The sequence below is a fragment of the Hymenobacter sp. DG25B genome, assembly GCF_000801315.1.
Taxonomy (GTDB): domain Bacteria; phylum Bacteroidota; class Bacteroidia; order Cytophagales; family Hymenobacteraceae; genus Hymenobacter.
Window position 1 is genome coordinate 836,265 of record NZ_CP010054.1, and the last position, 25,298, is coordinate 861,562.

A 25,298-nucleotide genomic window follows, 5' to 3' on the forward strand; every position below is an offset into this window, starting at 1 on the left:
CAGTGGTTGAAGGACGAAGGCGCAAAAATACGGCTTGTTTGCCAGGCTGTTGTGCTGCCGGTCATTTTATCCGGCGTGGGCATGCCTGCAAACTCCCGTACCTTGGCCGCTGTTTCCTCTCTGGTATGCTGCTATTCTCCCACCTGCCCCATATTACCGGCGGTACGTTGCTGCCCACGCCCGCCGCTCCGCCCCGCCCCGTGCAACATCTGCTGCTGGATAGCCGGCACGTGGGCGTAGCGGCCGGGGCACTGTTCTTTGCCATTCGGGGCGCTCAGCACAATGGCCACTGCTACCTGCCGGACCTGTACCAGCAGGGGGTGCGCCAGTTTGTGGTAGACCGCGCCGACGAAATTCCCCAGGGCGTGGAAGCCTACCCGGAAGCCTGTTTTTTGCTGGTTTCGGATAGTTTGCTGGCGCTACAGGCAATAGCAGCGCACCACCGCGCGCAATTCCGCGTGCCCGTGGTGGGTATTACGGGTTCCAACGGCAAAACCATTGTGAAAGAATGGCTGGCCCAGCTGCTGAGCCCCGATGAGCTGATCTGCAAAAGCCCGCGCAGCTACAACTCCCAGGTGGGCGTGCCGCTGAGTGTATGGGAGCTGAACAGCACGCACACTTTTGGTATTTTTGAAGCCGGCATTTCTGAGCGGGGTGAGATGGAGCGGCTGGCCCGCGTAATTCAGCCCACGCTGGGTATTTTCACTAACCTGGGCACCGCGCACGATGCCGGCTTTACCTCCGCCACCGATAAAGCGCGGGAAAAAATGCGCCTTTTTGCCGGCGTCGATACGCTGTTCTACTGCCGCGACCACGCCCTGGTGCATGCCACCGCGCAGGAAGTGCTGGATGAATCCCGCACGTTTACCTGGAGCCGGCAGCACCCGCAGCAAGCCCACGTAGCCGTTACCGTAGCCGAAGCCAGTGCCGACCGCACCGTGGTACACGTGGCGCTGGACCGCCCCCTGCCCCAGGAATACACGTTCACGGTGCCCTTCGCCGACGAGCCCTCCCTGGAAAATGCGCTGCACGTTCTCACGGTACTGCTCTGGCTGCAGGTGCCGGCCACTGAAATTCAGCACCGCCTGGATAGGCTACACCCCGTGGCCATGCGCCTGGAAATGAAGCAGGCCCTGAACGATTGCTACATTCTGGACGACACCTACAACAACGACCTGGCCGGCCTCTCGCTGGCGCTGGACATGCTGGCCCGCCAGCCGCGTCGGGGTCGCCGCAGCCTCATTCTGTCTGATTTGCTGCAATCCGGGTTGCCTGCGGCCGAACTGTACGCCCGGGTGGCCACGCAGCTGGCTACGCACCAGGTAGAGCGCCTGCTGGGCGTGGGGCCCGATATCAGTGCCCACGCCGCCGCCTTTCCCGGCATAGATAAGGAGTTTTTTGCCGATACCGAGGAATTCCTGGCGCGAGTGCGCCCCGAGCAGTTTCGCCACGAAACCATCTTGGTAAAAGGCGCCCGCCGGTTTGGCTTTGAGCGGATTGTGGCCGCGTTTCAGCAGAAAATTCATGGCACCGTGCTGGAGGTGAACTTTGATGCCCTGGTGCACAACCTCAACTTTTACCGCTCCCGCCTGCAGCCCGGCACCCGGCTGATGGTAATGGTGAAGGCTTTTGCCTACGGCAGCGGCAGCTACGAAGTGGCCAACCTGCTGCAGTTTCACCGCGCCGACTACCTGGCCGTGGCTTACACCGATGAAGGCGTGGCGCTGCGGGAGCAGGGCATCAGCCTGCCGCTGATGGTGATGAACCCCTCGCCCGACAGCTTCCAGAAAATGCAGCAGTACCATCTGGAGCCCGAAATCTATTCGTTTGAAGTATTGCAGCAATACCTGCAGGTGGCCGCTGAACAGCCATTGCCGGCCGTTCATTTAAAGCTGGATACCGGCATGCGCCGCCTGGGTTTTGCCGAAGAAGATATGCCGCAGCTGTGCGCCCTGCTGCGCGCCAACGCGGGCCGGCTGCGCGTGGCCAGTGCCCTCACGCACCTGGCCGGCGCCGACGAAGAGCAGCACAATAGCTTTTCTCAGGAGCAACTGGCGGCCTTTAGTCGCATGACGCCGCTGGTGGAAGCCGCCCTGGGCTATTCCATCATCAAGCACGCGCTTAACTCAGCCGGCATTCTGCGCTTTCCGCAGGCTCATTTTGATATGGTACGGCTGGGCATCGGGCTGTATGGCGTGGAGGCCACCGGGCAGGAGCAGGAAGCCTTGCGCCCCGTTAGCACCCTGCGTACCACCGTTTCTCAGGTGAAGACGCTGGCCGCGGGGCAAACGGTGGGGTATGGCCGGCGCGGCTCCGCCACTGCCCACAACCGCCGCATAGCCACCCTGGCCATTGGCTACGCCGATGGCTACGACCGGCGCTTTGGTAACGGGGGCGGGGAGGTTATCATCCGCGGGCAGCGGGCGCCCATTGTTGGCAACGTCTGCATGGATATGTGCATGGCCGACGTAACCCATATTGCCGGCGCCCAGGCCGGCGACACCGCCGAGGTATTTGGGCCAGGCATCACGCTGCTGGAGCTGGCCAACCGAATTGGCACTATTCCTTATGAGTTGCTGACCAACGTGAGTGAGCGGGTGAAACGGGTGTTTTACGCGGAATAATGCTCTGTTATTGCGAGGCGTAAGCCGAAGCAATCCGGCCTCTAAGTACCAGAAAGCCCTTGACGTAGTGCACGTCAAGGGCTTTTCACATCTCAGGGCTTACTACATTTCAGAGGACGGATTGCTTCGGCTTACGCCTCGCAATGACACTTGCGCCTCCCTGTACTGTCATCCTTACTTATACATATCTACCTCGGCCTTAATCATGGCGTTGTAGCGCATGCCGTTGTTAGCCAAGGTAATCAGGCTCCAGCCCTTGCCCATGCTGTACGTCCAGGTACGGCTCTCTTTGAACTCGAAGGTAGGACGCAGAATCTGGCCGTAGGGCGTGTAGGAGTCCATGAAGTTGGTGGTGTAGAACTTGTCACCGCTCACAATCCATTCCATGGCCACGTAGAATCCTTCGTCAGGAGCGGGTATGTTATAAGAGGTCAGATCAATGGTATACCACTGGCCGCCACCGGGTGCGGAAACCACCACGTTGTCCGTGAGCAAATCTGTATTGGGGGAACTGTAGTTGCCATCAGGAGCGTAGATACGCACGCGGAACGGCTCCCGCGGGAAGCCGCTTTCACTGATGTAGAAGGACACCGAGCGAATCATACCCAGCTTGCGGCCCTTTTCATTCTTCACCCAGAAAGCATACTGGCTGCCGGGCTGGCCCTGAATCATGCCCGAGCCGGGCGTGTTCGTGCGGGAGCCCAGTTCCAGCGCCTTCAGTTTGCCGGCCGTAACGGTTACGTTTTGCAGGACAATGTTGCGCTTGGGTACCTCAATAATGAGCTCGTCCATATTGGTGCCGCGCTTCACCAGAATGGCTTTGCGCTCAAAGCCCAGGGCCATGATGATCAGCGAGTCGAGCTGGCCCTTCTGCGGCATGGGCAGCTGGAAGAAGCCATACTCGTTGGACAGAGCGCCCGTCTGCTCTTCCTTCAGGTTAACCGAGGCAAAGGAAATCGGCTCCTTGGTCTTGGCGTCTACTATCCGGCCGGCAATCCGGTCGTTCTGGGCAAAAGCCAGAGCCGGCAGCAGCACCAGCAGGAAGGTAAAAAGAGAGAGTACGCGCTGTTGCATAGAGAGCTTTTATCTGCCAAAAATACAGGGAGTTCAATCAAATCCGGAAACTATTTTCCGGACCCGGCAAGCGTGGTTGGAGCTTATTTATAGGCGTCTACCTCAGCCTTAATCATGGCATTGTAGAACTTGCCATTATTCACCAGGGTAATCAGGCTCCAACCCTTGCCAATGCTATAGCTCCAGGTGCGGCTCTCTTTGAACTCGAACGTGGGGCGCATAATCTGGCCGTAGGGCGTGTAGTTATCGGAGAAGTTAGTGGTGTAGAACTTGTCGCCGCTCACTACCCATTCCATGGCCACGAAGAATCCTTCGTCGGGGGCGGGAATGTTGTACTGGGTCAGGTCGATGGTGTACCACTGGCCGCCACCGGGCGCCGACACTACTACGTTATCCGTGAGCAGGTCGGTGTTAGGCGAGTTATAGTTGCCATCGGGCTTGTAGATGCGCACCCGGAACGGCTCCTGCGGGAAGCCGTGCTCCCCAATGTAGAATGATACCGAGCGAATCATGCCGAGGTGCTTGCCTTTCTCATTCTTCACGAAGAAAGCATACTGGCTGCCGGGCTGGCCCTGAATCATGCCTTCGCCGGGGGTAGAGGAGCGGGCACCCAGGGCCAGATCCTTGATTTTACCACCCTGCACTTTTACCTCGCCCAACTCAATCACGCGCTTGGTTACCTCAATGGTAATGTCTTCCATTTTAGTGCCGCGCTTTACAGCTATGGCTTTGCGGAAGAAGCCCAGAGCCTGCACAATCAGGGAGTCCTGCTCGTTTTTCTCGGGCATGGCTATCTGGAAGAAGCCATATTCGTTGGTGAGGGCACCAGATTGCTCCTCCTTCAGGCCAATGGCGGAAAAAGGTACCGGCTCTTTGGTCTTCTGATCTACAATGCGGCCGGTGATGCGGTTTTCCTGAGCCTGCGCCAGCGCCGGAAACAGGAGGATAATAGCAATGACAGTGAGTATACGTTGAAGCATATGCAGCGGATTATATGTCAAAAATACAAGGAATACCCCTAACTGATGCATATATTCTGTGATTATTTATAATAATCAATTGCGTTTTGAAATAATTATACAACCGCGGGTTCTTTGGGAAAAAAAGGACTCAAACCGCGCTTTTTTTGGCCGAAACTTAAATGGGGTGTACCTTTGTTTAAAGAGAATCTAAATAACTCCGCCGTGTCTACTCGTTCCACCTCTGCCAAGCCTGCCGCCCGAAGCGTGAAAGACCTTCATATGGGTGAAGCTGGAACGATTTGCTGCCTCAACGACCCGGAAATGGCGTTGAAGCTGCTGGAAATGGGCTGCATACCCGGTACGCAGGTGCGCCTGAACAGCCGCGCCCCCCTGGGCTGCCCCATTACGCTCCTGGTAGGCGAAGGCGGGGAGTATACCCTTTCCCTGCGGGTGAGTGAGGCCGCCACCATACTGCTGAAAGACTAGCCCGAACGAATGGCAGGTCCAGAACTGATTACCAGCCGGGCCGGAGCGGCGCTATCAGCGGCCGCGCTGGAAACCTCTTCCCAGCGTTTGCCGGGCTCCCTTACGCGCATTGCCCTCATCGGCAACCCCAACTCCGGGAAGTCCTCGCTGTTCAATCAACTCACCGGGCTCAATCAGAAAGTAGGCAACTTCCCCGGCGTAACTGTAGACCGCAAAACCGGTATAGCGCAGATTTCGCCCTCTATGCGGGCCGAAATCATTGACCTGCCCGGCACCTACTCGCTCTATCCCAAGAGCCTGGACGAGAAGGTCATCACCGACCTACTCTACGACCGCACCTCCCGGCAGTACCCCGATTTTGTGGTGGTGACGGTGGATGCCTCCAACCTGCGCCGCAACCTGCTGCTGTTCACCCAACTGGCGGATCTGGGCCTGCCCATTGTGCTTTCCCTCAACATGATGGACGTGGCCGCCCAGCACGGTGTTGCCATTGATGTAGCTGCCCTGCAGGAAGAGCTGGGCGTGCCCGTTATTCCCATGAATGCCCGCAACGGCATTGGCGTAGCGGCCCTCAAAATTGTGATGGCGCAGCAGCTGGCCGCGCCCACCATCCACTTCTACGAGCCCGAGGAAGACCTGCTGCCGATGATCCGGCAGATCCGCTACTACTTCAACCTGCACAACGACTACCTGGCGCTGCACTACGCGCACCAGTTCCGGCATATCAGCTTCCTTTCTGCTGACGATAAGACCTACATCGGGGAGCTGGTGCAGAAGTATGGGTTTGAGGCCACACCGCGCCAGGCGCAGGAAACCATTGCCCGCTACGCCCGCATCAACGACATCCTGCTGAACACGGTATCCGTGACGCGCACGGAAAAGGAGGAGCCCTACAGCAACCGCCTCGACCGGGTACTCACGCACCGCGTGTGGGGGTACCTGATTTTCTTTGGCGTGCTGTTTATGATGTTTCAGGCCGTATTTGCCTGGGCCAGCTACCCCATGGAGCTCATCGACCAGGGCATTGCCCTCATCAACGGACTCATCCAAACCAACTTCAAAGGCCCGCTCATTAACCTGCTCACGGAAGGAGTATTGGCTGGCCTGGGCGGGGTGCTGATGTTTGTGCCCCAGATTGCCCTGCTCTTCGCCTTCATTGCCGTGCTGGAAGAAACCGGCTACATGGCCCGCGTCACGTTCATGATGGACCGCATTATGCGCAAGTTCGGGCTGAACGGCAAGAGCGTGGTGCCCCTGATTTCCGGCGTGGCCTGTGCCGTGCCGGCCATTATGAGCGCGCGCACCATTGAGAACTGGAAAGACCGGATGATTACCATCTTCGTCACCCCGCTCATGTCCTGCTCAGCGCGCATTCCGGTGTATACCGTGCTCATCGGGCTGGTGGTGCCCAACCGGGCCGTGCTAGGGGTTTTTAACCTGCAGGGATTTGTATTGATGGGGCTCTATATGCTAGGCTTCTTCGCGGCTATTTTCTCAGCGCTGGGTCTGAAGTTTCTATTGAAGACCAAGGAGCGGAGCTACTTCATTATGGAGTTTCCGGTGTACCGCTGGCCGCGCTGGAAAAACGTCGGTATCACTATCGTAGAGAAAGTAAAAACCTTCGTGTTTCAGGCTGGTAAGGTGATTGTGGCTATTTCGGTGCTGCTCTGGGTGCTGGCGTCGTTCGGCCCGGGCCAAGCGCTGGAGCGCGCCGAAATCCAGGCCCGGCAGCAAGGCGCCGCTCAGGGCCTCACCGCCGCAGAAACCGACATCAACGTAGCCTCCGCCCGCCTGGAAAACTCCTACGCCGGCGTATTTGGCCGCACCATGGAGCCCGCCATCCGCCCGCTGGGCTTCGACTGGAAAATTGGTATTGCACTGCTTACTTCTTTTGCCGCCCGGGAGGTATTTGTGGGCACTATTTCCACTATTTACAGCGTGGGCCAGGATGCGGACATGCGTACCGTGCAGCAAAAGCTGGCTTTGGCCAAGGATACCGAGGGGCAGCCGTTCTTCACGCCCGCCCGGGCCGTTTCCCTGCTGGTGTTCTACGTATTTGCCATGCAGTGCATGAGCACGCTGGCCACCACCTACCGCGAAACCAAAGGCTGGAAATGGCCCATGATGCAACTGGTGTACATGACGGGCCTGGCTTACGTGTCTTCGCTGCTGGTGTACCAGCTCATGAAGTAGCGCGAAGCTCCAGCTTCGCGTATTCGCGCAGCGAATTCCTACGCGCATGTAGTTACCGGCAACATCAGCATACGCCTGCTACTCGCTCCGCTCGTACGCGAAGCTGGAGCTTCGCGCTACTTCATGCGCTACATTCCTACCAGAAATACGGCTGGCTGCTTGTGGATATCGGGTAGTCCGGCTTTGCGCCAGCCGGCTACGGTGTTGGTGCGCACCAGTTCGTTGGGAGCGGTTAGGTTGGCGGCAATGCAGAGGCGGGTGGTGCCGGTCAGCTGGGTGAGTAAATCCTCCAGCATTTGCATGTTCCGGTAGGGCGTTTCAATAAACAGCTGGGTTTGCTTCTGAGCCAGGGCTACACGCTCCAACTGTTTGATAGCCGCACTGCGCCGACTGCGGTCAATGGGCAGGTAGCCGTGAAACGCAAAGCTCTGCCCGTTCATGCCGGAAGCCATCAGAGCCAATAGAAGGGAGGACGGACCTACCAGCGGTACTACTTTAATGCCCAGTTGGTGCGCTGCCCGGGCCAGTTCCGCGCCGGGGTCGGCAATGCCGGGGCAGCCCGCTTCGGAAATTACCCCCGCGTCCTGCCCGGCCAGCACCAGCTTCAGCGCCGCCTGAATCTGCGCCTCGGAACTGTCCTTGTCAATCACCGAAATCTGCAGCTCCTCTATCACGTGCTGTGGTGCCACCTGCTTGATAAAGCGCCGGGCCGTACGGGCATTCTCCACCAGAAAATACGACAGCACCGCTACCCGTTCGGCCACCTGCGGCGGCAGTACCTGCGTGGCCGTGTCCTCGGCTAAAACGGTGGGAATGAGGTAGAGCGTGCCGGGCATTTATGATGGGTTGGTGTGGTGACTTAACTACCAGTTGTCATCCTGAACTGGCGAAGGACCTTCTCACGCTAGAGCGACTCGCTTAACAACGACTCATGCTTATGTGAGAAGGTGCTTCGCAAAGCTCAGGATGACATTTGTAATATGGAGGACAGAGTAGACTACTGTTCGATAAACGCTTTTACCAGCGCAAAAACCTCGTCGGGTTTTTCGGCGTGTACCCAGTGGCCGGCATCTACTATGGTTTCTACCTGGGAGTTGGGGAACAGCGCCGGAATGCCGTAGAGCTTGTCCTCTGTGGAAATGTAGTTGGACTTCCCGCCGCGGATGAACAACGCTGGCTTCAGAAATGGCTGCGAACTGCTGATTTCAGCTCCGACGGCCTCCATTTGCGCGGTCAGTACCTCCAGGTTCTGCCGCCAGGCAAACGTGTTATCCTCGCTGCGGTATAGATTCTTCAACAGAAACTGGCGCACACCGGGCTGGGGAATGAACCGGGCCAGGGCCGTATCGGCTTCCTGGCGGCTTTGCAGGGAGGCCAGGGGCAGGGAGTTCAGGCCGGTGATGATGTCGTCCTGATGGTTCATATCGGAATGACGCGGCGCAATATCTACAACTACCAACTTGGCGAGGCGGTCGGGGTGGTCCAGGGCAAAGCGCATGGCTACTTTGCCGCCCATGCTGTGGCCCAGCAGTGTGGTATCGGCCCCCAACTGTAATTGATCGAACAAGCCCAGCACGTCCTGGCTCATCAGCTCGTAGCTGTGTTCCGGGGTGTGGGGGAGCGGCCGTGGTTGCGCAGGTCTACTACGATAACGCGGTGCCCAGCGTCGGCCCAGCGGCGGGCCAGGGTTTGCCAGTTATCCAGGGTGCCAAACAGGCCGTGCAGAATGACCAGCGGCTTGCCCTGGCCCATTTCGCGGTAATGAAGTTGCAGCATAATGGTTACAAAGATGCGAAAGCAGGAAGTAGCGTGCCGCCGGAAGGGGGACTACCGTGGTGGTACTACGCAAAGCACATCCAGCGGGTATGCTTCTCCAGATGGGTGTTACGCAGAAATTCCGCCACCGGCTCCAGGTTGAGTAGCAGGGAGGTGAGCGTAATGGGCGGGCCCTGCCGGAAGTGCAGCCGGATAAAATCGTAGTTGCTCCAGAACATGCGTTTAGAGGCACACGTCACCCGCTCCACGCGCACAATATCCTGCCGGCGAAAAGGCAGGAGAGCACCATGCTCATACACTTCCAGAATATTCTGCTTAGGATCGAAAACCAGCGTGGTTTGTTGATTTCGCAGATAATACTGTATATGCAGCACCAGTGCCGGTACCGAAAAGCCCAGCACTACCGCCGCCAGCGCTACCAGCAGCACCAGCTCGAAGGCAGAAAGGCTACCCATCAAAAAGAAAGAAGCCAGAAACGGCAGGTCCACCGCCAGGCACAGCAAAGGCCAGAACAACAGATACAGCTGCCGGGTGAAGTTGGGGCGGTATACCCGCCCCCGCTTGCTAAACAGGCCCGTCACAAAGCGCAAAGCCAGCAGTACCGCGCCCAGCCCGATGCCTATTTCCATGAACTGGCGCAGAAGAGGAAAAAGCTTCACCCGTTAGCGCACCAAAATCCAGGGCTCATCGGTCGTGTGGGGGCGCAGCGAGCCGAAGGCCTCCAGTTGCAAGCCATGGCGGGCAAATACTTCCTGCACGGCCGCGCGGCCTTCCGGCACCACGCACACCAGCAAGCCGCCGGACGTCTGCGGGTCGCAGAGCCAGTTGCGCTGCTCGTCGGTGATAGGGCCTACTTTGTGGCCATAGCTGTCCCAGTTGCGCACCGTGCCGCCCGGAATAGACTTCTGGGCCCGGTATTCCTCGGCTTCCCGAATCAGGGGTACTTTGCTGAAATCAATTTCGGCGGTCAGGTTGCTGCCTTCGCATACTTCGCTTAGGTGGCCCAGCAGGCCGAAACCGGTTACGTCCGTCATAGCCGTTACCGCGGAGAGCTTGCCCAGATCTTCCCCGATTTTGTTGAGGTGCATCATGCTTTGGGGGGCAATCTGCTCGTGCTCGGGGCGCAGAATGCCGCGCTTCTGGGCCGTGGTCAGCATGCCCACGCCCAGGGGCTTGGTCAGGAACAGCTCGCAGCCGGCAGTGGCGGTATCGTTGCGCTTCAGATTTTTAATGTCGAGCATGCCCGTAACGGCCAGCCCGAAGATAGGCTCGGGCGAGTCGATGCTGTGGCCGCCGGCCAGCGGAATGCCGGCTTCCAGGCAAATGCTGCGGCTGCCTTCAATCACGCGGCGGGCCACTTCCGGCGCCAGCTTATCAATGGGCCAGCCCAGCACGGCAATAGCCAGCACCGGCCGTCCGCCCATAGCGTACACATCGGAAATGGCGTTGGCGGAAGCAATGCGCCCGAAATCGTAGGCATCGTCTACGATGGGCATGAAAAAATCCGTGGTACTAATCAGCGCTTGCCCGTTGCCGATGTCGTACACGGCCGCATCGTCGCGGGAGCTGTTGCCTACCAGCAGCTTGTCATCGTGGGGCTGGGCAATGCTGGTGTGCAGAATCTGGTCGAGGACCTTGGGCGCAATTTTGCAGCCGCAGCCAGCCCCGTGGCTGTATTGGGTCAGGCGGATACTATCGGCGGCGGTGGCGTTTTCAGGAGTCATAAGGCAGAAATAGCAAAAAGGAAGGGCCAGCAATCAGCTGGATTACGCAACGTCCGTATCGGGCAGACTCATGGTAGCCGGTAAATTGCTGATGCCTTCACGGCGAAGGGCAGCCATCACACGGCCGGCATTTTCTACCGGGTCACAGGTTTCCGAAGGCACCTGAATCAGCTGGGTGCCGGTGCGGGCCGCCAGAGCGTAGCGGTAGGCTTTATCGTAATAGGTAAGCGCCAGATCCACCATCTTTTCCATGTCGCCGGCGTCAATGGCGGCCAGGGCTTCCTGGGTAGCCAGCCCGCCCAGGCGCTTGCTGATGCGCTGGATGGCAGCTTTCAGCAGTTCGGGGTCAGCCTGACAATATTCCTCGGCCAGCTTACGGGTGCGCATGGGGCGGGGCACTTCCAGCACAATCAGAGGGGCGCGGTGCATTTGCTCGTACAGCGGCTTGGGCAGGTGCACCGCGCCTATCATCAGGCTTTCGTCTTCTACCCAAATCAGATTATCGAGCGGGGTGCGGGAAAGGGCGCCGGCCAGGTCGTTTTCAAACTGCTCGGGTGTAGGCTGGGCTTCCATACCAATGCCGCCAAACGAGGAGCCTTTGTGATGGGCCAGGCCTTCCAGATCAATAATCGTCTCGCCCCGATGAGCCAGCACCTGCAGCACGTCGGTTTTGCCGGAACCCGTGAGGCCGCCCAGTACCAGCAGGGGCAGGGGCTGCGAAAACTGCTCCAGTACCCAGCGGCGGTAGTCTTTGTAGCCCTTATCGAGCAGATGCACCCGAAAGCCGGCCAGCTCCAGCAGCCACTGCACCGCGCCGCTGCGCATACCGCCGCGCCAGCAGTGCAGCCGCACTTCTTTGTTGGGCGCCAGCTTTTGCGCCTGCTTTACCATGCTGCTCATGTTCGGGCCAAAAAAATCGAGGCCCAGCAGTACCGCTTTTTCCTGGCTTACCTGCTTGTAGGTAGTGCCGATGCGGGCCCGCTCTTCGTTGGAGAACAACGGCAGGTTTAGAGCGCCCGGAATATGGCCGTGGGCGTACTCCAGCGGGGCGCGCACGTCCAGAATGGGCGCGTGCGTGGGGCCAGTCAGAAAATCAGTAAGCGGAATACGAGGCATAAGGCGGGGTAGGAGCGGGCAGGCGGCAAGTTACACCAGCTGGCGCCGGTATAGCTGAATGGTGTTTTCCAGACCCAGGTAAAGCGCGTCGCAAATCAGGGCGTGCCCAATACTGACCTCGGCCAGGCCGGGCAGCTGCTGTTTTAAGTAGGCCAGGTTTTCCAGGTCAAGGTCGTGGCCGGCGTTCAGGCCCAGCCCCAACTCCTGGGCCATGGTGGCGGCCAGGCGGTAGGGGGCCACGGCGGCTTCGCGGTTGGTGGGGTAGCCGGTGGCGTAGGCTTCGGTGTAAAGCTCAATCCGGTCGGTGCCGGTGCCCACGGCGGCTTTCACCATGGCCGGGTCGGGGTCGAGGAAAATGCTCACCCGGCAGCCAATGGATTTCAGCTCCTGCACCACGCCCATCAGGTATACTAAGTGCTCTACCGTGTTCCAGCCGGCGTTGGAGGTAATGGCATCGGGCGCATCCGGCACCAGCGTCACCTGCTCGGGGCGTACTTCCCGTACCAGGGCCAAAAAGTCGGGGGTGGGGTTGCCTTCCACGTTCAGCTCCGTGGTGACTATGCGCTTCAGGTCGCGCACGTCCTGGTAGCGGATGTGGCGCTCATCGGGCCGCGGATGCACCGTGATGCCCTGCGCGCCAAACCGCTCACAGTCACGGGCTACCTGCAGCAAATCGGGGCGGTTGTGGCCGCGCGCATTCCGCAGCGTGGCTATTTTATTTATGTTTACGCTTAGTTTCGTCATTCTACAAGGCCAAAACAGGTTCCCGGCCCTCCGGGTTGCCCCAAAAGTACGCGGAAATCGTGGGAGCCGTTGGTTTTGCCCTTGTCTGCCGCCCGGCTTCTTCCGGGCGTTTTCATCTTTTTATTTTTCCTGACCTATGGCTCTGAAAGAAATCATCGACGCTGATATTAAAAAGGCCATGCTGGCCAAAGACAAAGTACGCCTCACGGCCCTGCGCAGCATCAAATCCCAGATTCTGCTGGCCGAAACGGCGGAAGGTCAGCACGGCACCATCACGGCAGATGCGGAGCTAAAGCTCCTGACCAAAGCCGCCAAACAGCGCCGTGAAGCCGCCGATACTTACCAGAAGCAGTTCCGCTCGGATCTGGAGGAAGTAGAGCTGGCCGAACTGGCTATTATTGAGGAATACCTGCCCCAGCAGCTTTCGGAGGCTGATCTGGTAGAGCGTCTGGTAGAAATCATTCAGCGCGTAGGCGCTACCGGCCCTTCTGATCTGGGCAAAGTGATGGGGGTAGCAGCCCGGGAGCTTTCCGGCCAGGCCGATGGCAAAATGATTTCGCAGGTGGTAAACAACCTGCTCAACAACACGAATGTGTAATTGGTGAAATTGTGGGGTGGTGAAATTGGGAAATTTTTGTTTGTCCCGCGCTATTATGCGCTGGCAATACCATCAATAAAACAAGTCACAATTTCACCACCCCACCACCTCACTGTATGTCCGGGTTTGATATTCTGCTGCTGATTCCGTTGGGCATTGGCGCCGTGAAAGGTTTCCGCCGTGGCCTGGTGCTGGAGGTAGCCTCGTTGCTGGCTTTCATTCTGGGCTCTATTGGTGGGCTGGTACTCCTGCACGATGCCATTCCGCTGGTGCGGCATTATGTGGGAGAGGCTTTCGGGTTTTTGCCTTTCGTATCGTTCCTGCTGGTGTTTGTGCTGATTGTGTGGGGCGTGCATTTGCTGGGTACATTCCTGAAAACAGCTGTGCATCTCACTCCGCTGGGCGTGCTCGATAATGCATTGGGAGGCGCGGCGGGGGTAGTGAAATGGGTGCTGGGCCTGAGTTTGCTGCTGCACGGCGTGGGCATGGCGGGCCTGCAGCTGTTATCGCCGAATCTGGTGGCGCAGTCCCAGGTATTGCCGCTGGTGCGCCAGGCCACGCCTTTCGCTCTGCAAGTGGTGGGTTTTGTCATGCCCTTTGCCGGTACCCTGCTGGAGAAACTGCGGGGCGTATTTTAGGGTTATACTCCCGGAATATCGGCCCGCCTATTGGCTGCCGACTTTACAACTAGTGACTCAACCCGCCGCTTCCGCCGCACCCCTTCCGCCGCCGGCCGCTCCAGAGCCCTTGCGCCTGCTGCTGCTCGATAACTTCGATTCCTTTACCTATAACCTGCTGGACTACCTGCAGCAGCTGGGTGCCACCGTGCAGGTCCTGCGCAACGATGCACCGCTGGCCCAGTTGGCCGAGCATTCGTTTGATGGCTTGGTTTTGTCGCCGGGGCCAGGAACCCCAGAGTCGGCGGGTATTTTGCTGGAGGTTATTGCGGCCTACCATCAGCAGGTGCCTATGTTGGGCGTATGTCTGGGGCATCAGGCGCTGGGGCAGTTTTTTGGCGCCACGCTTACCCGGGCCAGCCGCCCCATGCACGGCAAGGTTTCGGATATTGATGTGGACCTGACGGATCCGCTATTTTCCGGGCTGCCGGCGCGTATACCAGTCACCCGGTATCATTCGTTGGGGCTGCAGTCGTTGCCGGAGGTATTGCTGCCTTTGGCTTTCACCGCCGATGCGCACGCGGAAATCATGGCGCTCCGGCACCGCAAGCTGCCGCTGTACGGCGTGCAATTTCATCCCGAAGCCCTGCTCACGACCCATGGGCTGGCGCTGTTACGCAATTGGGTCAAGTGTTGTATCATTGCAAAGACCGGGGCGCCCTCCGCGCCGGCTCCCTCAACCGATGGAACTTCAAATTAAGGAACACAACGGCTTTCAATATGTAGACGAAGGAAGCGGCGACGTGCTCCTTTTGCTGCATGGCCTGTTTGGGGCCCTCAGCAACTGGGAAGACGTAGTAGAAACCTTCCGCCCGCACTACCGCGTGGTTATTCCGCTGCTGCCCATTTATGATATGCCCCTGCTGAAGGCCGGCGTACCGGGCCTGGTAAACTTTGTGGAAGACTTTGTGGCGGCCGTGCAGCTGCCCGGGCCGTACACCGTGCTGGGCAACTCCCTGGGCGGGCACGTTGCCCTGGTATACACCCTGCACAACGCGCAGCAGGTAAGCCGCCTGGTGCTCACCGGCAGCAGTGGGCTGTTTGAGGACTCCATGGGCGGCTCCTTCCCCAAGCGCGGCAACTATGCCTTTGTGCAGGAGCGCGTGGCCTATACTTTCTATGACCCCACCGTGGCTACCAAAGAGCTGGTGGATGAAGTGTTCAGCATCACCAATTCCAACTCCAAGTGTCTGCGTATCATTAGTATTGCCCGTTCGGCGCAGCGACACAATCTGGGGAAGGACCTAAGCCGTATATCCGTTCCCACGCTGCTCATCTGGGGGCTGAACGATACCATTACGCCGCCCCAGGTGGCACATGAGTTTCACCGGCTGCTGCCCAACGCTGAGCTGCACTTTCTGGATCATTGCTGCCACGCGCCCATGATGGAGCGCCCGAAGGCCTTTAATGCCCTGCTGGCGCAGTTTTTGGAGCGTACCACGCCGCAGGCGGTGATCAGCCGGTAAAACCTGCCTGGTTCCTTTCCAGTAGGTTTAGAACAAAGTACCACGGCCGGGGTTTGTTCCCGGCGTGGCCAGCGCTTACCTTCCGTTTTTCTGGTTCTAGCCGATGCTCTCGATGATTGCCGAAGACATGATTAATCAAATGATTCCGCCACTGAAAGTGACGGACTCAGCCGGCAAGGCAGCGAAGTGGCTCGATGAGTTTCACGTTGGACAGCTACCGGTCATTGAAAACCGCCGCTACCGCGGCCTGATTACGGAAGCCGATATCCTGGACGTAGACAGCACAGAAAAGCTGTTGGCCAATATCCCCTTTGGCTTTGCCGACGTGCACGTGCAGCGCGACCAGCATTTCTACAACATCATTGAAATGGCGGTGCAGAACAAAGTACAGCTTATTCCGGTGCTGGATGACCGGCACGATTATATGGGCGTGGTTTCGGTGAGTGATACGCTGGCCGCCTTCGGCGAAACCCCGGTGGCCGTTGGGCTGGGCGGAATTATTGTGCTGACTATGGATGAGCGCGACTATTCCCTTTCCCAGATCAGCCGCTACGTAGAAGAGAACAATGCCAAAGTGCTGAGTGCCCACGTGGCCCGGGACGAAAATGAGCCCTACAAAATCAGACTTACCCTAAAGCTGAATACCCCAGAGCTGGCCAGCATTGTCGCTACGCTGGAGCGGTTTGGGTATACTATCAGCGCTCAGTTCAGTGGCAGCAGTGAGTTGGGGGAAGATGAGCAGGATCGGTACGATGCTCTGCTGAAATACCTGAGCCTGTAAGCGCGGCGCCGGGTGCTGGGATTTTTCTTTGCTTGGTTACTAGCCTGGTTGCCCTCTGATGCACACATAGGGGTGCCGGACACGGTCCGCCATTCCCCTGTGGATAGTCTGGTACGGGTACATTGCCCCACGTATAGCACCCTGCGGATTTCCTCGGTTGTTTTTGTGGGGAATGAAGTGACCAAAGAGCGTATTTTACGGGCTGAGCTGGACATTCGGGAAGGCGATACGCTGGCGGCTACCGCCTTGGTTGGGCGGCTGGAAGCCAACCGCCGCCGCTTGCTCAACCTGCAGCTGTTTCACTCCGTTTTGGTGCAAGCCGTTTGCCGCGACGGCGAAATTACGGTACTATTCAGCCTGCAGGAGCGCTGGTATACGTTTCCCATTCCCATTTTCTCGCTCGCCGACCGTAACATCCGCTCCTGGCTGGACCGGCCCGACCGTTGGCGGCGCGTGGATTACGGCGTGCATGTGGTGCGCAACAACTTCCGCGGCCGCAATGAGCAGCTGCGGGGCAATCTGCAGCTGGGCTTCAACCAGAAATATGAGGTCTTTTTTGAAAACCCCGGCACTAGGCAGCGCCCGGGGCTGGCACTGGGCGCTTCCCTGGCCCGCAGCCGGGCGGTTGATTACCGCACCATCCAGGATCAACTAATTACTTATCGTTCCGAGAGTGGCTTTGCGTTTCACCGCACCTACTTCGTGGCCGGACTGCGCTGGCGCAACACCGTACAGCGCCGCACCGCCCTGGATGTGGCCTGGCGGCGGGAGCAGATATCCGATTCAATTCAGATTGGTAACCCAGGGTACTTCTCCGGCGACTTAGAACGGCGCTATATAGATGTGGCCCTGACGCGAATTATAAATCGACGAAATAATTTTAGTTACCCACTTACCGGCCGTTTTGCGCAGGTTACCCTGTCACGGCGTATGTTTCTGCACTCAGCCAGCCCCAGCTATACCACGCTGTATGCGCGGTATGCCCGCTACATTCCATTGCCTCATAAGCTGTACTATAGCGCCGGGCTGGAAGGGCAAACCCGCCTGACCAACCGCCGCCTGGCCTATGCCGATTCCCGCGCGCTGGGCTACGCGGCCCTTGTGCGAGGCTACGACCGGTATGTAGTGGATGGGCAGCATTACCTGTTATTGCAGCAGGGGCTTTCCTATCCCATCCTGCCGGCCCGGCAGCTTCAACTGGAGGCCACCAACAATCCCAAGTTCAGTACCCTTCCGCTGGCCATTTATTTAAATACCTTTGCCGACATGGGCTACGTGGCGGCACCTGCTTCGCTGGCGGATGCCAACAACCGGCTGCCCAATCAGTTTCTGTTGGCAGCAGGGGTAGGTCTGCACCTGGTTACGTATTACGACCGGGTTTTTGCGGTGGAATATGCCTTAAATGCGCTTGGTCAAACCGGATTATACATTCGCACGGCCTTTCCCATCTGAGCCGCTGCCGCCTCTGTGGCACCTAATAGTTTGCCTCTAGATATGAAAATAGCCATCCTCGGTAAGCCCTTCGATGACAGCGTAGCTCCGGCTATTCAGGCATTGCTGCACAGTTTACTGGCCCGCAATGCTGAGTTGTACATTGTAGAGTCGTTCCGGGTTTACCTCGATACCCGGCTGGAATTACCCGATACCATCACCACTTTTCGGCGCGGGGACTCCCTGCGTGGTATGCAATTCGTGCTCAGTATTGGCGGCGATGGGACTCTGCTGGACACTGTGACTTATGTAGGCAGCCTGCAAATTCCAATTCTGGGTATTCATACCGGCCGGCTCGGCTTCTTGGCCACTATCACGCCCGACCGTATTCCGCAAGCTATTGACGCCTTGTTCAAAGGGCATTTCGTGGTGGAAGAGCGCAGCCTGATTCGCGTAGATACTGATCCGGAGGTATTTGGCGAGGTGAATTTCGGCCTGAATGAATTCTCCATTCTGAAGCGAGACACCTCTTCCATGATTGTAGTGCACACCTATATTGATGGGGAGTATCTCAATTCTTACTGGGCCGATGGTTTGATTGTATCCACGCCAACCGGCTCTACCGGCTATTCGCTTAGCTGTGGTGGACCGGTAATGTTGCCGCAAACCAACAATTTTATCATCTCTCCCGTATGTCCGCACAACCTGAACGTGCGTCCTCTCGTTGTATCCGACCGCAGCGTTATTTCATTTGAGATTGAAGGAAGGAGCAATAACTTCCTGCTTTCCCTGGATTCGCGCTCGGTTCCCGTTGATGCCACGGTACAGATTGCCGTGCGCCGGGAAACCTTTAATGCCCGTTTGATACGTCTTAACCACGTAAATTTTTTGAGCACCCTGCGCAGTAAGTTAAACTGGGGGTATGACCGTCGGAATCCTGATGGTAGCTTACTCCCATAAAATAAGGACTTTTTAAAGCTTTTATTTTTAATCTTGCTGGCAACCACTACTTTTGTCACTGACTGTAATCGTGTCCGTACGGATCAATAGCTTTTCCTGCACCCCGATATACTTAACCTTCGTTCGATTATGAAGAGATTTTTCCCCCTTATCCTGGCGCTTATACTGGCTTTTGCGCTGGTAGCTTCAGACGCAAGCGCCCAACGGTTTACCAAGCGGAAAATGTATAACTCGGTAGGTGTGAACCTAAACGCCATGAACTATTTTGGCGACATCGTACCGCGTACTAATATTACCAGCCTACGGCTGGGTGCTACCCGTCCTAACCTTGGCTTTACCTTCACGCGCCGCTTCGCGCCCCGGATTTCGGGCCGTTTCGGTCTGTCTTATGGCCGCGTAACTGGTGATGACCAGAAATCCGCCGACGATAAAGACAAGGATGCTAAATATCGCTACACTCGGAACATGAACTTCCGCAACGATATTTTTGAAGCTTCTGCAGTTGGTATGTTCGACCTGATCGAAAACCGTAACAACTATATTCGTCGCCCTGACTTTGTTCCTTACGTATTTGCCGGGGTAGCTGCCTTCAAGCATAACCCCAAAGGTTTAGTGGGTTCGGAAGCTGATGCCCCGCAAATTTGAAAGGCCAATATGTAGCACTTCAGCCTTTGGGCACTGAAGGCCAGAATGTAAGCGGTAAAGGTTACGATAAACCTTACAAGCGTGGTCAAATTGCCATTCCTTTCGGTGCAGGTGTGCGTTACAAACTGGACCGTCACTTTGACTTAGGTTTCGAAATTGGCTGGCGCAAAACTTTCACTGACTACATTGATGATGTAGGTGGTGACTATGTTCAGGATAGAGCTGATCTGAAAAGTCCTGCTGCTCAGTACTTTGGTTATGATATTACCCGTAACGATGGAGCCCAGCTTGGTACTTTCGGCGAATACAACCAAGCAGGTGAAATCCGTGGCCATAGCAATGAAAAGGACTGGTACATCGTTACCGGCATAACGCTGAATTACATCCTCGCTCCCAAAATCAAGAGCCCCAAATTCCGATAGCCAGCAAGTGGCTGTCATGTTTAATCCACAGCCAGTCTGATGATCCATTTGAACTCGCATAAAGCACTCCTTATTTGCCTGGCGCAAGTAGGGAGTGTTTTTTTTGCCTGCCATGCGCAAGCCCAGAACACCAGTGAAGTAGGCTTAGGCTTTGGTGCTGTAAACTATAAAGGGGAATTGTCTCCCGAATATCGGTTTGCAAACAACCGCCCGGCGGTATCCGCATTTTATAGGAAAGATATATCGGCGCCTATCACATTGCGGGGCAACCTCATGGCTGGGCTCTTACGAGCTGATGATAAGCAGGTAAAAGGAGTAAACGGGGACACGGCCCCGCTGAATGCGTCTCGGGGAGGCTACCTGAAAGGAAGCATCTATGAAGTGGCCGGCATTCTGGAGTACAACTTCTTCGATTATTATAGTACCAAAGCCAAGACCCGGTTCACGCCTTTCGTTTTTGTGGGTGTAGCCGGTTTTCTATCGCCCGTGAAAACGGTGTTGCAGGATGGCCAGACCTTTTCTAATACAGTAATCGGAGTAGCTGTGCCGGCGGGCATAGGGGCCAAATTAGGCTTGTCACGCCACTGGAATCTGGGGCTGGAAGTAGGGGCCCGGAAAGCCTTTACGGATGAGTTGGACCAACTCAGCGAGCAGAACAATGTCATTGCCAACCGGCATGATCAGGACTGGTATTTCTACAGCGGGTTGAGCGTTTCTTACACGTTCTATAAAATACGGTGCCCGGAAGTGTACAAAGAGAATAGCCGGTTACTGCAATAACAAAACCGGATAAGGGTAATGCAACCATTTGCGTAACTTGCAGCCTCTTTACGCAAAACACACGAATGGCCGCCCGGTCCGAAATAGATCCTACCAGAATCCCCGCCCATGTAGCCGTCATTATGGATGGCAACGGCCGTTGGGCCAAGCAGAAGGGCGGACTCCGCATCTTTGGTCATCAGAATGCCATAACGGCCGTGCGCGAAACGGTGGAGGCTGCTGCTGAACTGGGCGTGCAATACCTGACGATGTATGCGTTTTCTACCGAAAACTGGTCAAGACCCAAGCACGAGGTAATGGCGCTGATGCAGTTGCTGGTGCATACCATCCGGCAGGAAACGCCTACGCTGTTAAAAAATAATATCCGGCTGGAGGCTATCGGGGAAACCGAAAATCTGCCCGCCGCCTGCCAGCAGGAGCTGGCGGAGGCGAAAGAGCTTACCCGCACGGGGACGCGCATGACGCTGGTGCTCGCGCTGAGCTATAGCGGCCGCTGGGACCTGACGCAGGCTGCCCGCCGGATGGGGGAAGCCGTTGCGGCCGGTTCTCTGCTGCCCGCCAGCATCACTGAGCAAACTATAGCCGGGTATCTGGCAACTGCCGGAATGCCCGACCCGGAATTGCTGATCCGTACCAGTGGCGAGCAGCGCATCAGCAACTTTCTGTTGTGGCAGCTGGCCTATACCGAACTTTATATCACGGAGCTGCTCTGGCCCGATTTCCGCCGCGAACATTTTTATGACGCAATTTGTGCCTACCAACGCCGCGAACGGCGCTTTGGTAAAACCAGTGAGCAGCTCACCGTTTCGTAAGTCCTGTCGAATGAATTTCACCAGTATCCGGGTTTTTAGCCTGCTCACCTTCCTGTTGGCGTTTAGCTGGCTGGCCACACCTGCCCTAGCTCAGAATGCACCCGCTGCCCCTGAGCCACAGCGGTATCAGGTGGGCGGCATCACCTTTACCGGTACCCGCTATCTGGATCCTAACACGCTGGTGGGCATTACCGGCCTGAAAATAGGCGACCCGGTCACGATTCCTGGGGAGGAAATAGGCAAGGCTATCCGCAAGTTGTGGGACCAGGGAATTGTCGGCGACGTGACCGTGGCCATTGACCGGATTGAAGGCACACGCATTTTCTTGGTGTTCGATGTAAAGGAGCGGCCGCGCCTGTCCAACTTCGTGTTCACCGGTATTGGCAAAACCCAGGCCGATGATGTGAAAGCGAAGATTAAGCTCATCCGCGGTAAAGTAGTAACGGACGCCCTGCTCAGCAACACGCGTGACCAGGTACGCAAGTTCTTTACCAACAAGGGCTTCCTGAATGCAAAAGTAGACGTTACGCAACGTCCTGATTCTACCCTGCCCAACAGTGTAGTGCTGGTGTTTGCCGTAAACCGCGGCGCCCGGGTGCATATCAGCGACATTACCTTCCTTGGAAACTCAGCCATAAAAGATAGCAAGCTGAAGGGTCAGATGAAGAAGACCAAGGAGAAGAAATTCTACAAATTCCTGAATGCCGGCAAGTTCCAGCGCAAGGAGTTTGAAGACGATAAGGACAAGGTAATTGAGTACTACAACTCGCAGGGCTACCGTGACGCTATTATCGTATCTGACTCATTGATTAGCACGGCGCAAAACCACTCCTACCTCTGGCTGGGTACTGAAAATGGAAAATTCGGTATTCATAAAACCACGGTGCAGGATGTCGATAAGCTGGCTTTGCAGATTCGGGTGGATGAAGGCCCCAAATACTACTTCCGCAACATTACCTGGGCGGGCAACTACCTCTACGATAACAAAACCCTGGCCTCCGTGCTGGGCATTAAGGAAGGCAGCGTTTACAGCAAGGAAACGCTGGATAAGCGCCTGAACTACAACCCCACCGGCCAGGATATTACCTCGCTCTATATGAACGATGGCTACCTGTTCTTCTCCATTGACCCCATTGAAACCAAGGTAGAGGGAGACTCCATTGATATTGAGATGCGCATCAATGAAGGGGTGCAGGCCCGTATTAAAGACATCAACATTGCCGGGAATACCAAAACCAGCGACCATGTAATCCGGCGCGAGCTGCGCACCCTCCCGGGTGAGAAGTTCAACCGGGAACTGCTGATTCGTTCCCAGCGGGAAATTTCGTCTCTGGGATATTTCGACCCCGAGAAAGTGGGCATCAACCCGGTGCCTAACCAGGCCGATGGCACGGTGGATATTAATTACACGGTAGAAGAAAAGCCTTCTGACCAGATTACGCTGTCGGGCGGCTGGGGCGGCTACGCCGGCTTCATCGGTACCGTAGGCTTGGTTTTCAACAACTTCTCGCTGCGCAAAGCGGGTAGCCTGAGCAACTGGCGCCCTGTGCCGGCCGGTGATGGCCAGCGCCTGGCTCTGAATATTCAGGCTAACGGCTTGCAGTACCAGGCCTATTCCTTCTCCTTCACGGAGCCCTGGCTGGGTGGTCGTAAGCGTAACTCGCTGTCGGTATCGCTCAACAAAAGCATTCAGCGGGTAGGTACCAACTTCGATGTGAAGACGGGTAGCTCTATTAAAGTAAATAGCGCTTCGGTGAGCCTGGGTCGCTACCTGCGCTGGCCCGATGACTACTTCTCTCTGAGCAATTCGCTGTCGGTGAGTCAGTACAAGCTGAATAACTACACCTACCTGCAGGGCTTCCAGAATGGTACGGGCAATGCCAACAACATTACCCTGAATACCACCCTTTCCCGCAATAGCACTGATAACCCAACTTACACACGTCGTGGCTCAGCCTTGTCGCTCAGTGTTAACCTGACGCCGCCTTACTCAGCGTTTAAAGGCGCACATCCCAACGTAAATGAGTGGGTAGAATTCCACAAATGGATGTTCGATGCTTCCTGGTTTACCCCCATCATTGGTAAACTGGTGCTGAATACCCGGGCGCACTTCGGCTTTATTGGTACCTACAATTCCAGCCGTCCTATTGGTCCGTTTGAGCGCTTCAAGCTGGGTGGTTCGGGTATGGCCTCGGGCGGTTCTTCCAACTTCCTGGTGGGTACCGAATATGTGGGCCTGCGCGGCTACGATGACCCCAACGAGGTCAATGCCATTCAGTCGCCTAATTCCAGCGGCGGCGTGGCGTACAATAAATATGTAATGGAACTGCGTTATCCGGTTTCTCTGAACCCGGCCGCTACTGTATACGTGCTCAGCTTTGCCGAAGCGGGCAATGCGGTGGAACGCTACTCCGATTATAACCCTTATAAACTGTACCGCTCGGTGGGCGTGGGTGCCCGCGTATTCATGTCGGCATTCGGTTTGCTAGGCTTCGACTACGGCTACGGTCTGGACGCAGTACCCCGTTACCCCGGCGTTACGCAGGGGCCACAGGACAAAGGTCATTTTCACTTCATCATCGGCCAGCAGATTCGCTAGTCTGCCGGGCCGCTCAGCACGGTATTCCGCATGAAAAAACTAGTGTGTTTGCTGCCACTGCTGCTCTTGCTGGCCGTTCCGGCAGCCTGGGCCCAGAAGTTCGGCTACGTCGACTCAGAGTACATCATGAGTAAGATGCCGGCATATGGCGCCGCGCAGCAGGAGCTCAATACCCTGTCCCAGAACTGGCAGAAGGATATTGAGTCGATGCGTAAGGACCTCGACAAGATGTATCGCGCTTATCAGGCGGAAGAAGTACTGCTAACGGAGCCGATGAAAAAGAAGCGCCAGGATGAGATTCTGAAAAAAGAACAGGACATCAAGACGTATCAGAATAAAATTTTTGGGTACGAAGGCACTCTGTTCAAAAAGCGCCAGGAGCTGACGAAACCGGTACAGGACAAGGTATTTGAAGCCATTGAGAAGGTGGCCAAGAAAAAGCAGCTGGCCATTGTCTTCGATAAAGCCGGCGACCTGACCATGCTCTATACCAACCCAACGCACGATTACACCGAATTTGTGTTGGAAGAGTTAGGGCTGGGTTCGGAAGAACGCAACCAACCCGGGCAGAAAGGGGCGGTGCGTACCGTCACTACCCCGACCACGCCCGCCTCGGATGAACCCGGCAGCGAGCAGGATAATGTCAAGCCCGCTACGTCGGCTCCCAAAACCACCAAGCCTGCTCCGCGCAGTAGTGGCCGAAAAAATTAACTTTGCTTTCTCACTTTAGAAATTTCCTTTCCTTTCGAATGAACGCATTTCCTAAAATTCGTCTGATGCTGGCGGCCGCGGCCCTCATGGTTGCTTCTGCCACTGCTTCTATCGCCCAAACGGCTCCGCAAAAAATTGGCTACACCAACGTAGACTATGTGCTGAGCAAAATGCCCGAGAGCAAGCAGGTAGAGTCGCAGCTGAAAGACTACAGCACCCAGCTGGAAAACCAGCTGAAAGCCAAATACACGGAGTTCCAGACTAAGGGCGAAGCCTACCAGAAAGGTGCTTCCACGATGACGGACGTAGTACGCGCCGACAAAGAGAAAGAGCTGCAGAACCTGCAGCAGTCCATCCAGGAGTTCCAGCGCAATGCCGATGCTTCTATCCAGCAGAAGCAGCAAACCCTGCTGAAGCCCGTGCTGGACAAGCTGCAGAAGACCATTGACCAGGTAGCCGACGAAAATGGCTATGCCTACGTGTTCAACTCCGATGCCGGCTACGGCACCACGCCTATTTTGCTGCACGGCCCCAAGGATGGCGACATCTCGGATCTGGTATTAAAGAAAATGGGTATTGATCCCAATGCAGCACCGGCTGCCGCGGCTCCCGCTGCTGCTAAGCCTGCTGCTCCTGCCGCCGCTCCCGCCGCTGGAAAAACCAAAACCAAGACGAAGAAGAACTAATCTGCCCCTACGCAGTAGCTTTGCTGAAAGC

The 25,298-nt window shown here is 56.7% G+C and carries 26 protein-coding genes; 17 read left to right on the top strand and 9 right to left on the bottom strand.

Translation table 11 applies throughout. The features are described from left to right. The first annotated feature begins 125 nt into the window (after nucleotides 1-125). The gene (locus PK28_RS03585; RefSeq protein ID WP_044511501.1) at nucleotides 126-2,624 is read left to right on the top strand and encodes a bifunctional UDP-N-acetylmuramoyl-tripeptide:D-alanyl-D-alanine ligase/alanine racemase; all 2,499 of its coding nucleotides are present in this window, start codon (nucleotides 126-128) and stop codon (nucleotides 2,622-2,624) included. 174 nt (nucleotides 2,625-2,798) lie between these two features. Here PK28_RS03585 and PK28_RS03590 read toward each other — a convergent pair whose 3' ends face one another. Both PK28_RS03590 and PK28_RS03595 read right to left on the bottom strand, forming a co-directional pair. Beyond that, the gene (locus PK28_RS03590; protein ID WP_044511502.1) at nucleotides 2,799-3,698 is read right to left on the bottom strand and encodes a carboxypeptidase-like regulatory domain-containing protein; all 900 of its coding nucleotides are present in this window, start codon (nucleotides 3,696-3,698) and stop codon (nucleotides 2,799-2,801) included. Nucleotides 3,699-3,781: 83 nt separating this feature from the next. Beyond that, nucleotides 3,782-4,678 (bottom strand): carboxypeptidase-like regulatory domain-containing protein, encoded by an 897-nt coding sequence (locus PK28_RS03595; RefSeq protein ID WP_044511503.1) that lies wholly within the window; start codon nucleotides 4,676-4,678, stop codon nucleotides 3,782-3,784. Nucleotides 4,679-4,882: 204 nt separating this feature from the next. On the opposite strand from PK28_RS03595, the gene PK28_RS03600 reads away from it, so the two are divergent. Together PK28_RS03600 and feoB are read left to right on the top strand one after the other, a co-directional pair. Beyond that, nucleotides 4,883-5,146, top strand: coding sequence for a FeoA family protein (locus tag PK28_RS03600; RefSeq protein ID WP_410471232.1), 264 nt, complete (start codon nucleotides 4,883-4,885; stop codon nucleotides 5,144-5,146). Between the two features lie 9 nt (nucleotides 5,147-5,155). After that, nucleotides 5,156-7,339, top strand: coding sequence for a ferrous iron transport protein B (feoB, locus tag PK28_RS03605; protein ID WP_082016941.1), 2,184 nt, complete (start codon nucleotides 5,156-5,158; stop codon nucleotides 7,337-7,339). Nucleotides 7,340-7,467: 128 nt separating this feature from the next. Here feoB and PK28_RS03610 read toward each other — a convergent pair whose 3' ends face one another. From PK28_RS03610 to PK28_RS03635, 7 genes are all read right to left on the bottom strand, one after another. Beyond that, entirely contained in the window at nucleotides 7,468-8,175 is a 708-nt protein-coding gene (locus tag PK28_RS03610) for an SAM-dependent methyltransferase (RefSeq protein WP_044511519.1), read from the bottom strand. A gap of 161 nt (nucleotides 8,176-8,336) precedes the next feature. Then, a complete protein-coding gene (locus PK28_RS03615) occupies nucleotides 8,337-9,014 on the bottom strand; it encodes an alpha/beta fold hydrolase (protein WP_316931978.1) in 678 nt (225 codons plus the stop codon). Then, a complete protein-coding gene (locus PK28_RS21215) occupies nucleotides 8,927-9,115 on the bottom strand; it encodes an alpha/beta fold hydrolase (protein ID WP_316931964.1) in 189 nt (62 codons plus the stop codon). Before PK28_RS21215 ends, PK28_RS03615 begins: the two co-directional genes overlap by 88 nt. Nucleotides 9,116-9,180: 65 nt before the next feature. Next, nucleotides 9,181-9,744, bottom strand: a complete 564-nt coding sequence (locus PK28_RS03620) for a PH domain-containing protein (protein WP_044511521.1) — start codon at nucleotides 9,742-9,744, stop codon at nucleotides 9,181-9,183. A gap of 33 nt (nucleotides 9,745-9,777) precedes the next feature. After that, nucleotides 9,778-10,839, bottom strand: coding sequence for a selenide, water dikinase SelD (gene selD, locus PK28_RS03625; protein WP_044511529.1), 1,062 nt, complete (start codon nucleotides 10,837-10,839; stop codon nucleotides 9,778-9,780). A 42-nt stretch (nucleotides 10,840-10,881) separates the two neighbouring features. Beyond that, on the bottom strand, nucleotides 10,882-11,955 hold the full coding sequence (mnmH, locus tag PK28_RS03630; RefSeq protein WP_044511530.1) for a tRNA 2-selenouridine(34) synthase MnmH: 1,074 nt from the start codon (nucleotides 11,953-11,955) through the stop codon (nucleotides 10,882-10,884). A gap of 30 nt (nucleotides 11,956-11,985) precedes the next feature. Continuing rightward, nucleotides 11,986-12,699, bottom strand: a complete 714-nt coding sequence (locus PK28_RS03635; RefSeq protein WP_044511531.1) for a pyridoxine 5'-phosphate synthase — start codon at nucleotides 12,697-12,699, stop codon at nucleotides 11,986-11,988. Nucleotides 12,700-12,835: 136 nt separating this feature from the next. On the opposite strand from PK28_RS03635, the gene PK28_RS03640 reads away from it, so the two are divergent. The 14 genes from PK28_RS03640 to PK28_RS03705 all read left to right on the top strand — a co-directional run bounded on the left by PK28_RS03640 (nucleotide 12,836) and on the right by PK28_RS03705 (nucleotide 25,267). After that, complete coding sequence (locus PK28_RS03640; protein ID WP_044511539.1) at nucleotides 12,836-13,297, top strand: GatB/YqeY domain-containing protein; 462 nt, start codon at nucleotides 12,836-12,838, stop codon at nucleotides 13,295-13,297. A 116-nt stretch (nucleotides 13,298-13,413) separates the two neighbouring features. Next, complete coding sequence (locus PK28_RS03645; protein ID WP_044511541.1) at nucleotides 13,414-13,935, top strand: CvpA family protein; 522 nt, start codon at nucleotides 13,414-13,416, stop codon at nucleotides 13,933-13,935. A 52-nt stretch (nucleotides 13,936-13,987) separates the two neighbouring features. Continuing rightward, nucleotides 13,988-14,674 (top strand): anthranilate synthase component II, encoded by a 687-nt coding sequence (locus tag PK28_RS03650; protein ID WP_316931965.1) that lies wholly within the window; start codon nucleotides 13,988-13,990, stop codon nucleotides 14,672-14,674. Then, nucleotides 14,658-15,440 (top strand): alpha/beta fold hydrolase, encoded by a 783-nt coding sequence (locus PK28_RS03655; RefSeq protein WP_044511546.1) that lies wholly within the window; start codon nucleotides 14,658-14,660, stop codon nucleotides 15,438-15,440. The genes PK28_RS03650 and PK28_RS03655 overlap by 17 nt, the downstream gene beginning before the upstream one ends. A 112-nt stretch (nucleotides 15,441-15,552) precedes the next feature. Next, nucleotides 15,553-16,221 (top strand): CBS domain-containing protein, encoded by a 669-nt coding sequence (locus PK28_RS03660; protein WP_044511548.1) that lies wholly within the window; start codon nucleotides 15,553-15,555, stop codon nucleotides 16,219-16,221. Nucleotides 16,222-16,320: 99 nt separating this feature from the next. Further along, entirely contained in the window at nucleotides 16,321-17,673 is a 1,353-nt protein-coding gene (locus PK28_RS03665; RefSeq protein WP_048825537.1) for a BamA/TamA family outer membrane protein, read from the top strand. Nucleotides 17,674-17,715: 42 nt separating this feature from the next. Further along, nucleotides 17,716-18,612, top strand: a complete 897-nt coding sequence (locus PK28_RS03670; RefSeq protein WP_044511549.1) for an NAD kinase — start codon at nucleotides 17,716-17,718, stop codon at nucleotides 18,610-18,612. Nucleotides 18,613-18,741: 129 nt separating this feature from the next. Further along, nucleotides 18,742-19,257: a DUF6089 family protein gene (locus PK28_RS21115; RefSeq protein WP_044511550.1), complete on the top strand. Its 516-nt coding sequence runs from the start codon at nucleotides 18,742-18,744 to the stop codon at nucleotides 19,255-19,257. Continuing rightward, the gene (locus PK28_RS21120; protein WP_156126224.1) at nucleotides 19,254-19,679 is read left to right on the top strand and encodes a DUF6089 family protein; all 426 of its coding nucleotides are present in this window, start codon (nucleotides 19,254-19,256) and stop codon (nucleotides 19,677-19,679) included. The genes PK28_RS21115 and PK28_RS21120 overlap by 4 nt, the downstream gene beginning before the upstream one ends. Nucleotides 19,680-19,718: 39 nt before the next feature. Then, nucleotides 19,719-20,459 (top strand): type IX secretion system protein PorG, encoded by a 741-nt coding sequence (gene porG, locus PK28_RS03685; protein ID WP_044511552.1) that lies wholly within the window; start codon nucleotides 19,719-19,721, stop codon nucleotides 20,457-20,459. Between the two features lie 65 nt (nucleotides 20,460-20,524). Then, complete coding sequence (uppS, locus tag PK28_RS03690; RefSeq protein WP_044511554.1) at nucleotides 20,525-21,271, top strand: undecaprenyl pyrophosphate synthase; 747 nt, start codon at nucleotides 20,525-20,527, stop codon at nucleotides 21,269-21,271. Between the two features lie 10 nt (nucleotides 21,272-21,281). Next, the gene (bamA, locus tag PK28_RS03695) at nucleotides 21,282-23,870 is read left to right on the top strand and encodes an outer membrane protein assembly factor BamA (protein ID WP_052430515.1); all 2,589 of its coding nucleotides are present in this window, start codon (nucleotides 21,282-21,284) and stop codon (nucleotides 23,868-23,870) included. Between the two features lie 30 nt (nucleotides 23,871-23,900). Next, the gene (locus tag PK28_RS03700) at nucleotides 23,901-24,581 is read left to right on the top strand and encodes an OmpH/Skp family outer membrane protein (protein ID WP_044511556.1); all 681 of its coding nucleotides are present in this window, start codon (nucleotides 23,901-23,903) and stop codon (nucleotides 24,579-24,581) included. Between the two features lie 38 nt (nucleotides 24,582-24,619). Beyond that, entirely contained in the window at nucleotides 24,620-25,267 is a 648-nt protein-coding gene (locus PK28_RS03705) for an OmpH/Skp family outer membrane protein (protein WP_044511558.1), read from the top strand. Nucleotides 25,268-25,298: the final 31 nt, after the last annotated feature.

Coding starts and splice junctions, on each gene's coding strand:
- feoB (WP_082016941.1), top strand. CDS start 5,156: ATGGCAGGTCCAGAACTGATTACCAGCCGGGCCGGAGCGGCGCTATCA.
- bamA (WP_052430515.1), top strand. CDS start 21,282: ATGAATTTCACCAGTATCCGGGTTTTTAGCCTGCTCACCTTCCTGTTG.
- PK28_RS03645 (WP_044511541.1), top strand. CDS start 13,414: ATGTCCGGGTTTGATATTCTGCTGCTGATTCCGTTGGGCATTGGCGCC.
- PK28_RS03620 (WP_044511521.1), bottom strand. CDS start 9,744: ATGGAAATAGGCATCGGGCTGGGCGCGGTACTGCTGGCTTTGCGCTTT.
- PK28_RS21115 (WP_044511550.1), top strand. CDS start 18,742: ATGAAGAGATTTTTCCCCCTTATCCTGGCGCTTATACTGGCTTTTGCG.
- uppS (WP_044511554.1), top strand. CDS start 20,525: ATGGCCGCCCGGTCCGAAATAGATCCTACCAGAATCCCCGCCCATGTA.
- PK28_RS03610 (WP_044511519.1), bottom strand. CDS start 8,175: ATGCCCGGCACGCTCTACCTCATTCCCACCGTTTTAGCCGAGGACACG.
- PK28_RS03590 (WP_044511502.1), bottom strand. CDS start 3,698: ATGCAACAGCGCGTACTCTCTCTTTTTACCTTCCTGCTGGTGCTGCTG.
- PK28_RS03700 (WP_044511556.1), top strand. CDS start 23,901: ATGAAAAAACTAGTGTGTTTGCTGCCACTGCTGCTCTTGCTGGCCGTT.
- mnmH (WP_044511530.1), bottom strand. CDS start 11,955: ATGCCTCGTATTCCGCTTACTGATTTTCTGACTGGCCCCACGCACGCG.
- PK28_RS03705 (WP_044511558.1), top strand. CDS start 24,620: ATGAACGCATTTCCTAAAATTCGTCTGATGCTGGCGGCCGCGGCCCTC.
- selD (WP_044511529.1), bottom strand. CDS start 10,839: ATGACTCCTGAAAACGCCACCGCCGCCGATAGTATCCGCCTGACCCAA.
- PK28_RS03635 (WP_044511531.1), bottom strand. CDS start 12,699: ATGACGAAACTAAGCGTAAACATAAATAAAATAGCCACGCTGCGGAAT.
- PK28_RS03640 (WP_044511539.1), top strand. CDS start 12,836: ATGGCTCTGAAAGAAATCATCGACGCTGATATTAAAAAGGCCATGCTG.
- PK28_RS03660 (WP_044511548.1), top strand. CDS start 15,553: ATGATTGCCGAAGACATGATTAATCAAATGATTCCGCCACTGAAAGTG.
- PK28_RS21215 (WP_316931964.1), bottom strand. CDS start 9,115: ATGCTGCAACTTCATTACCGCGAAATGGGCCAGGGCAAGCCGCTGGTC.
- PK28_RS03670 (WP_044511549.1), top strand. CDS start 17,716: ATGAAAATAGCCATCCTCGGTAAGCCCTTCGATGACAGCGTAGCTCCG.
- PK28_RS03595 (WP_044511503.1), bottom strand. CDS start 4,678: ATGCTTCAACGTATACTCACTGTCATTGCTATTATCCTCCTGTTTCCG.
- PK28_RS03655 (WP_044511546.1), top strand. CDS start 14,658: ATGGAACTTCAAATTAAGGAACACAACGGCTTTCAATATGTAGACGAA.
- PK28_RS03585 (WP_044511501.1), top strand. CDS start 126: ATGCTGCTATTCTCCCACCTGCCCCATATTACCGGCGGTACGTTGCTG.
- porG (WP_044511552.1), top strand. CDS start 19,719: ATGATCCATTTGAACTCGCATAAAGCACTCCTTATTTGCCTGGCGCAA.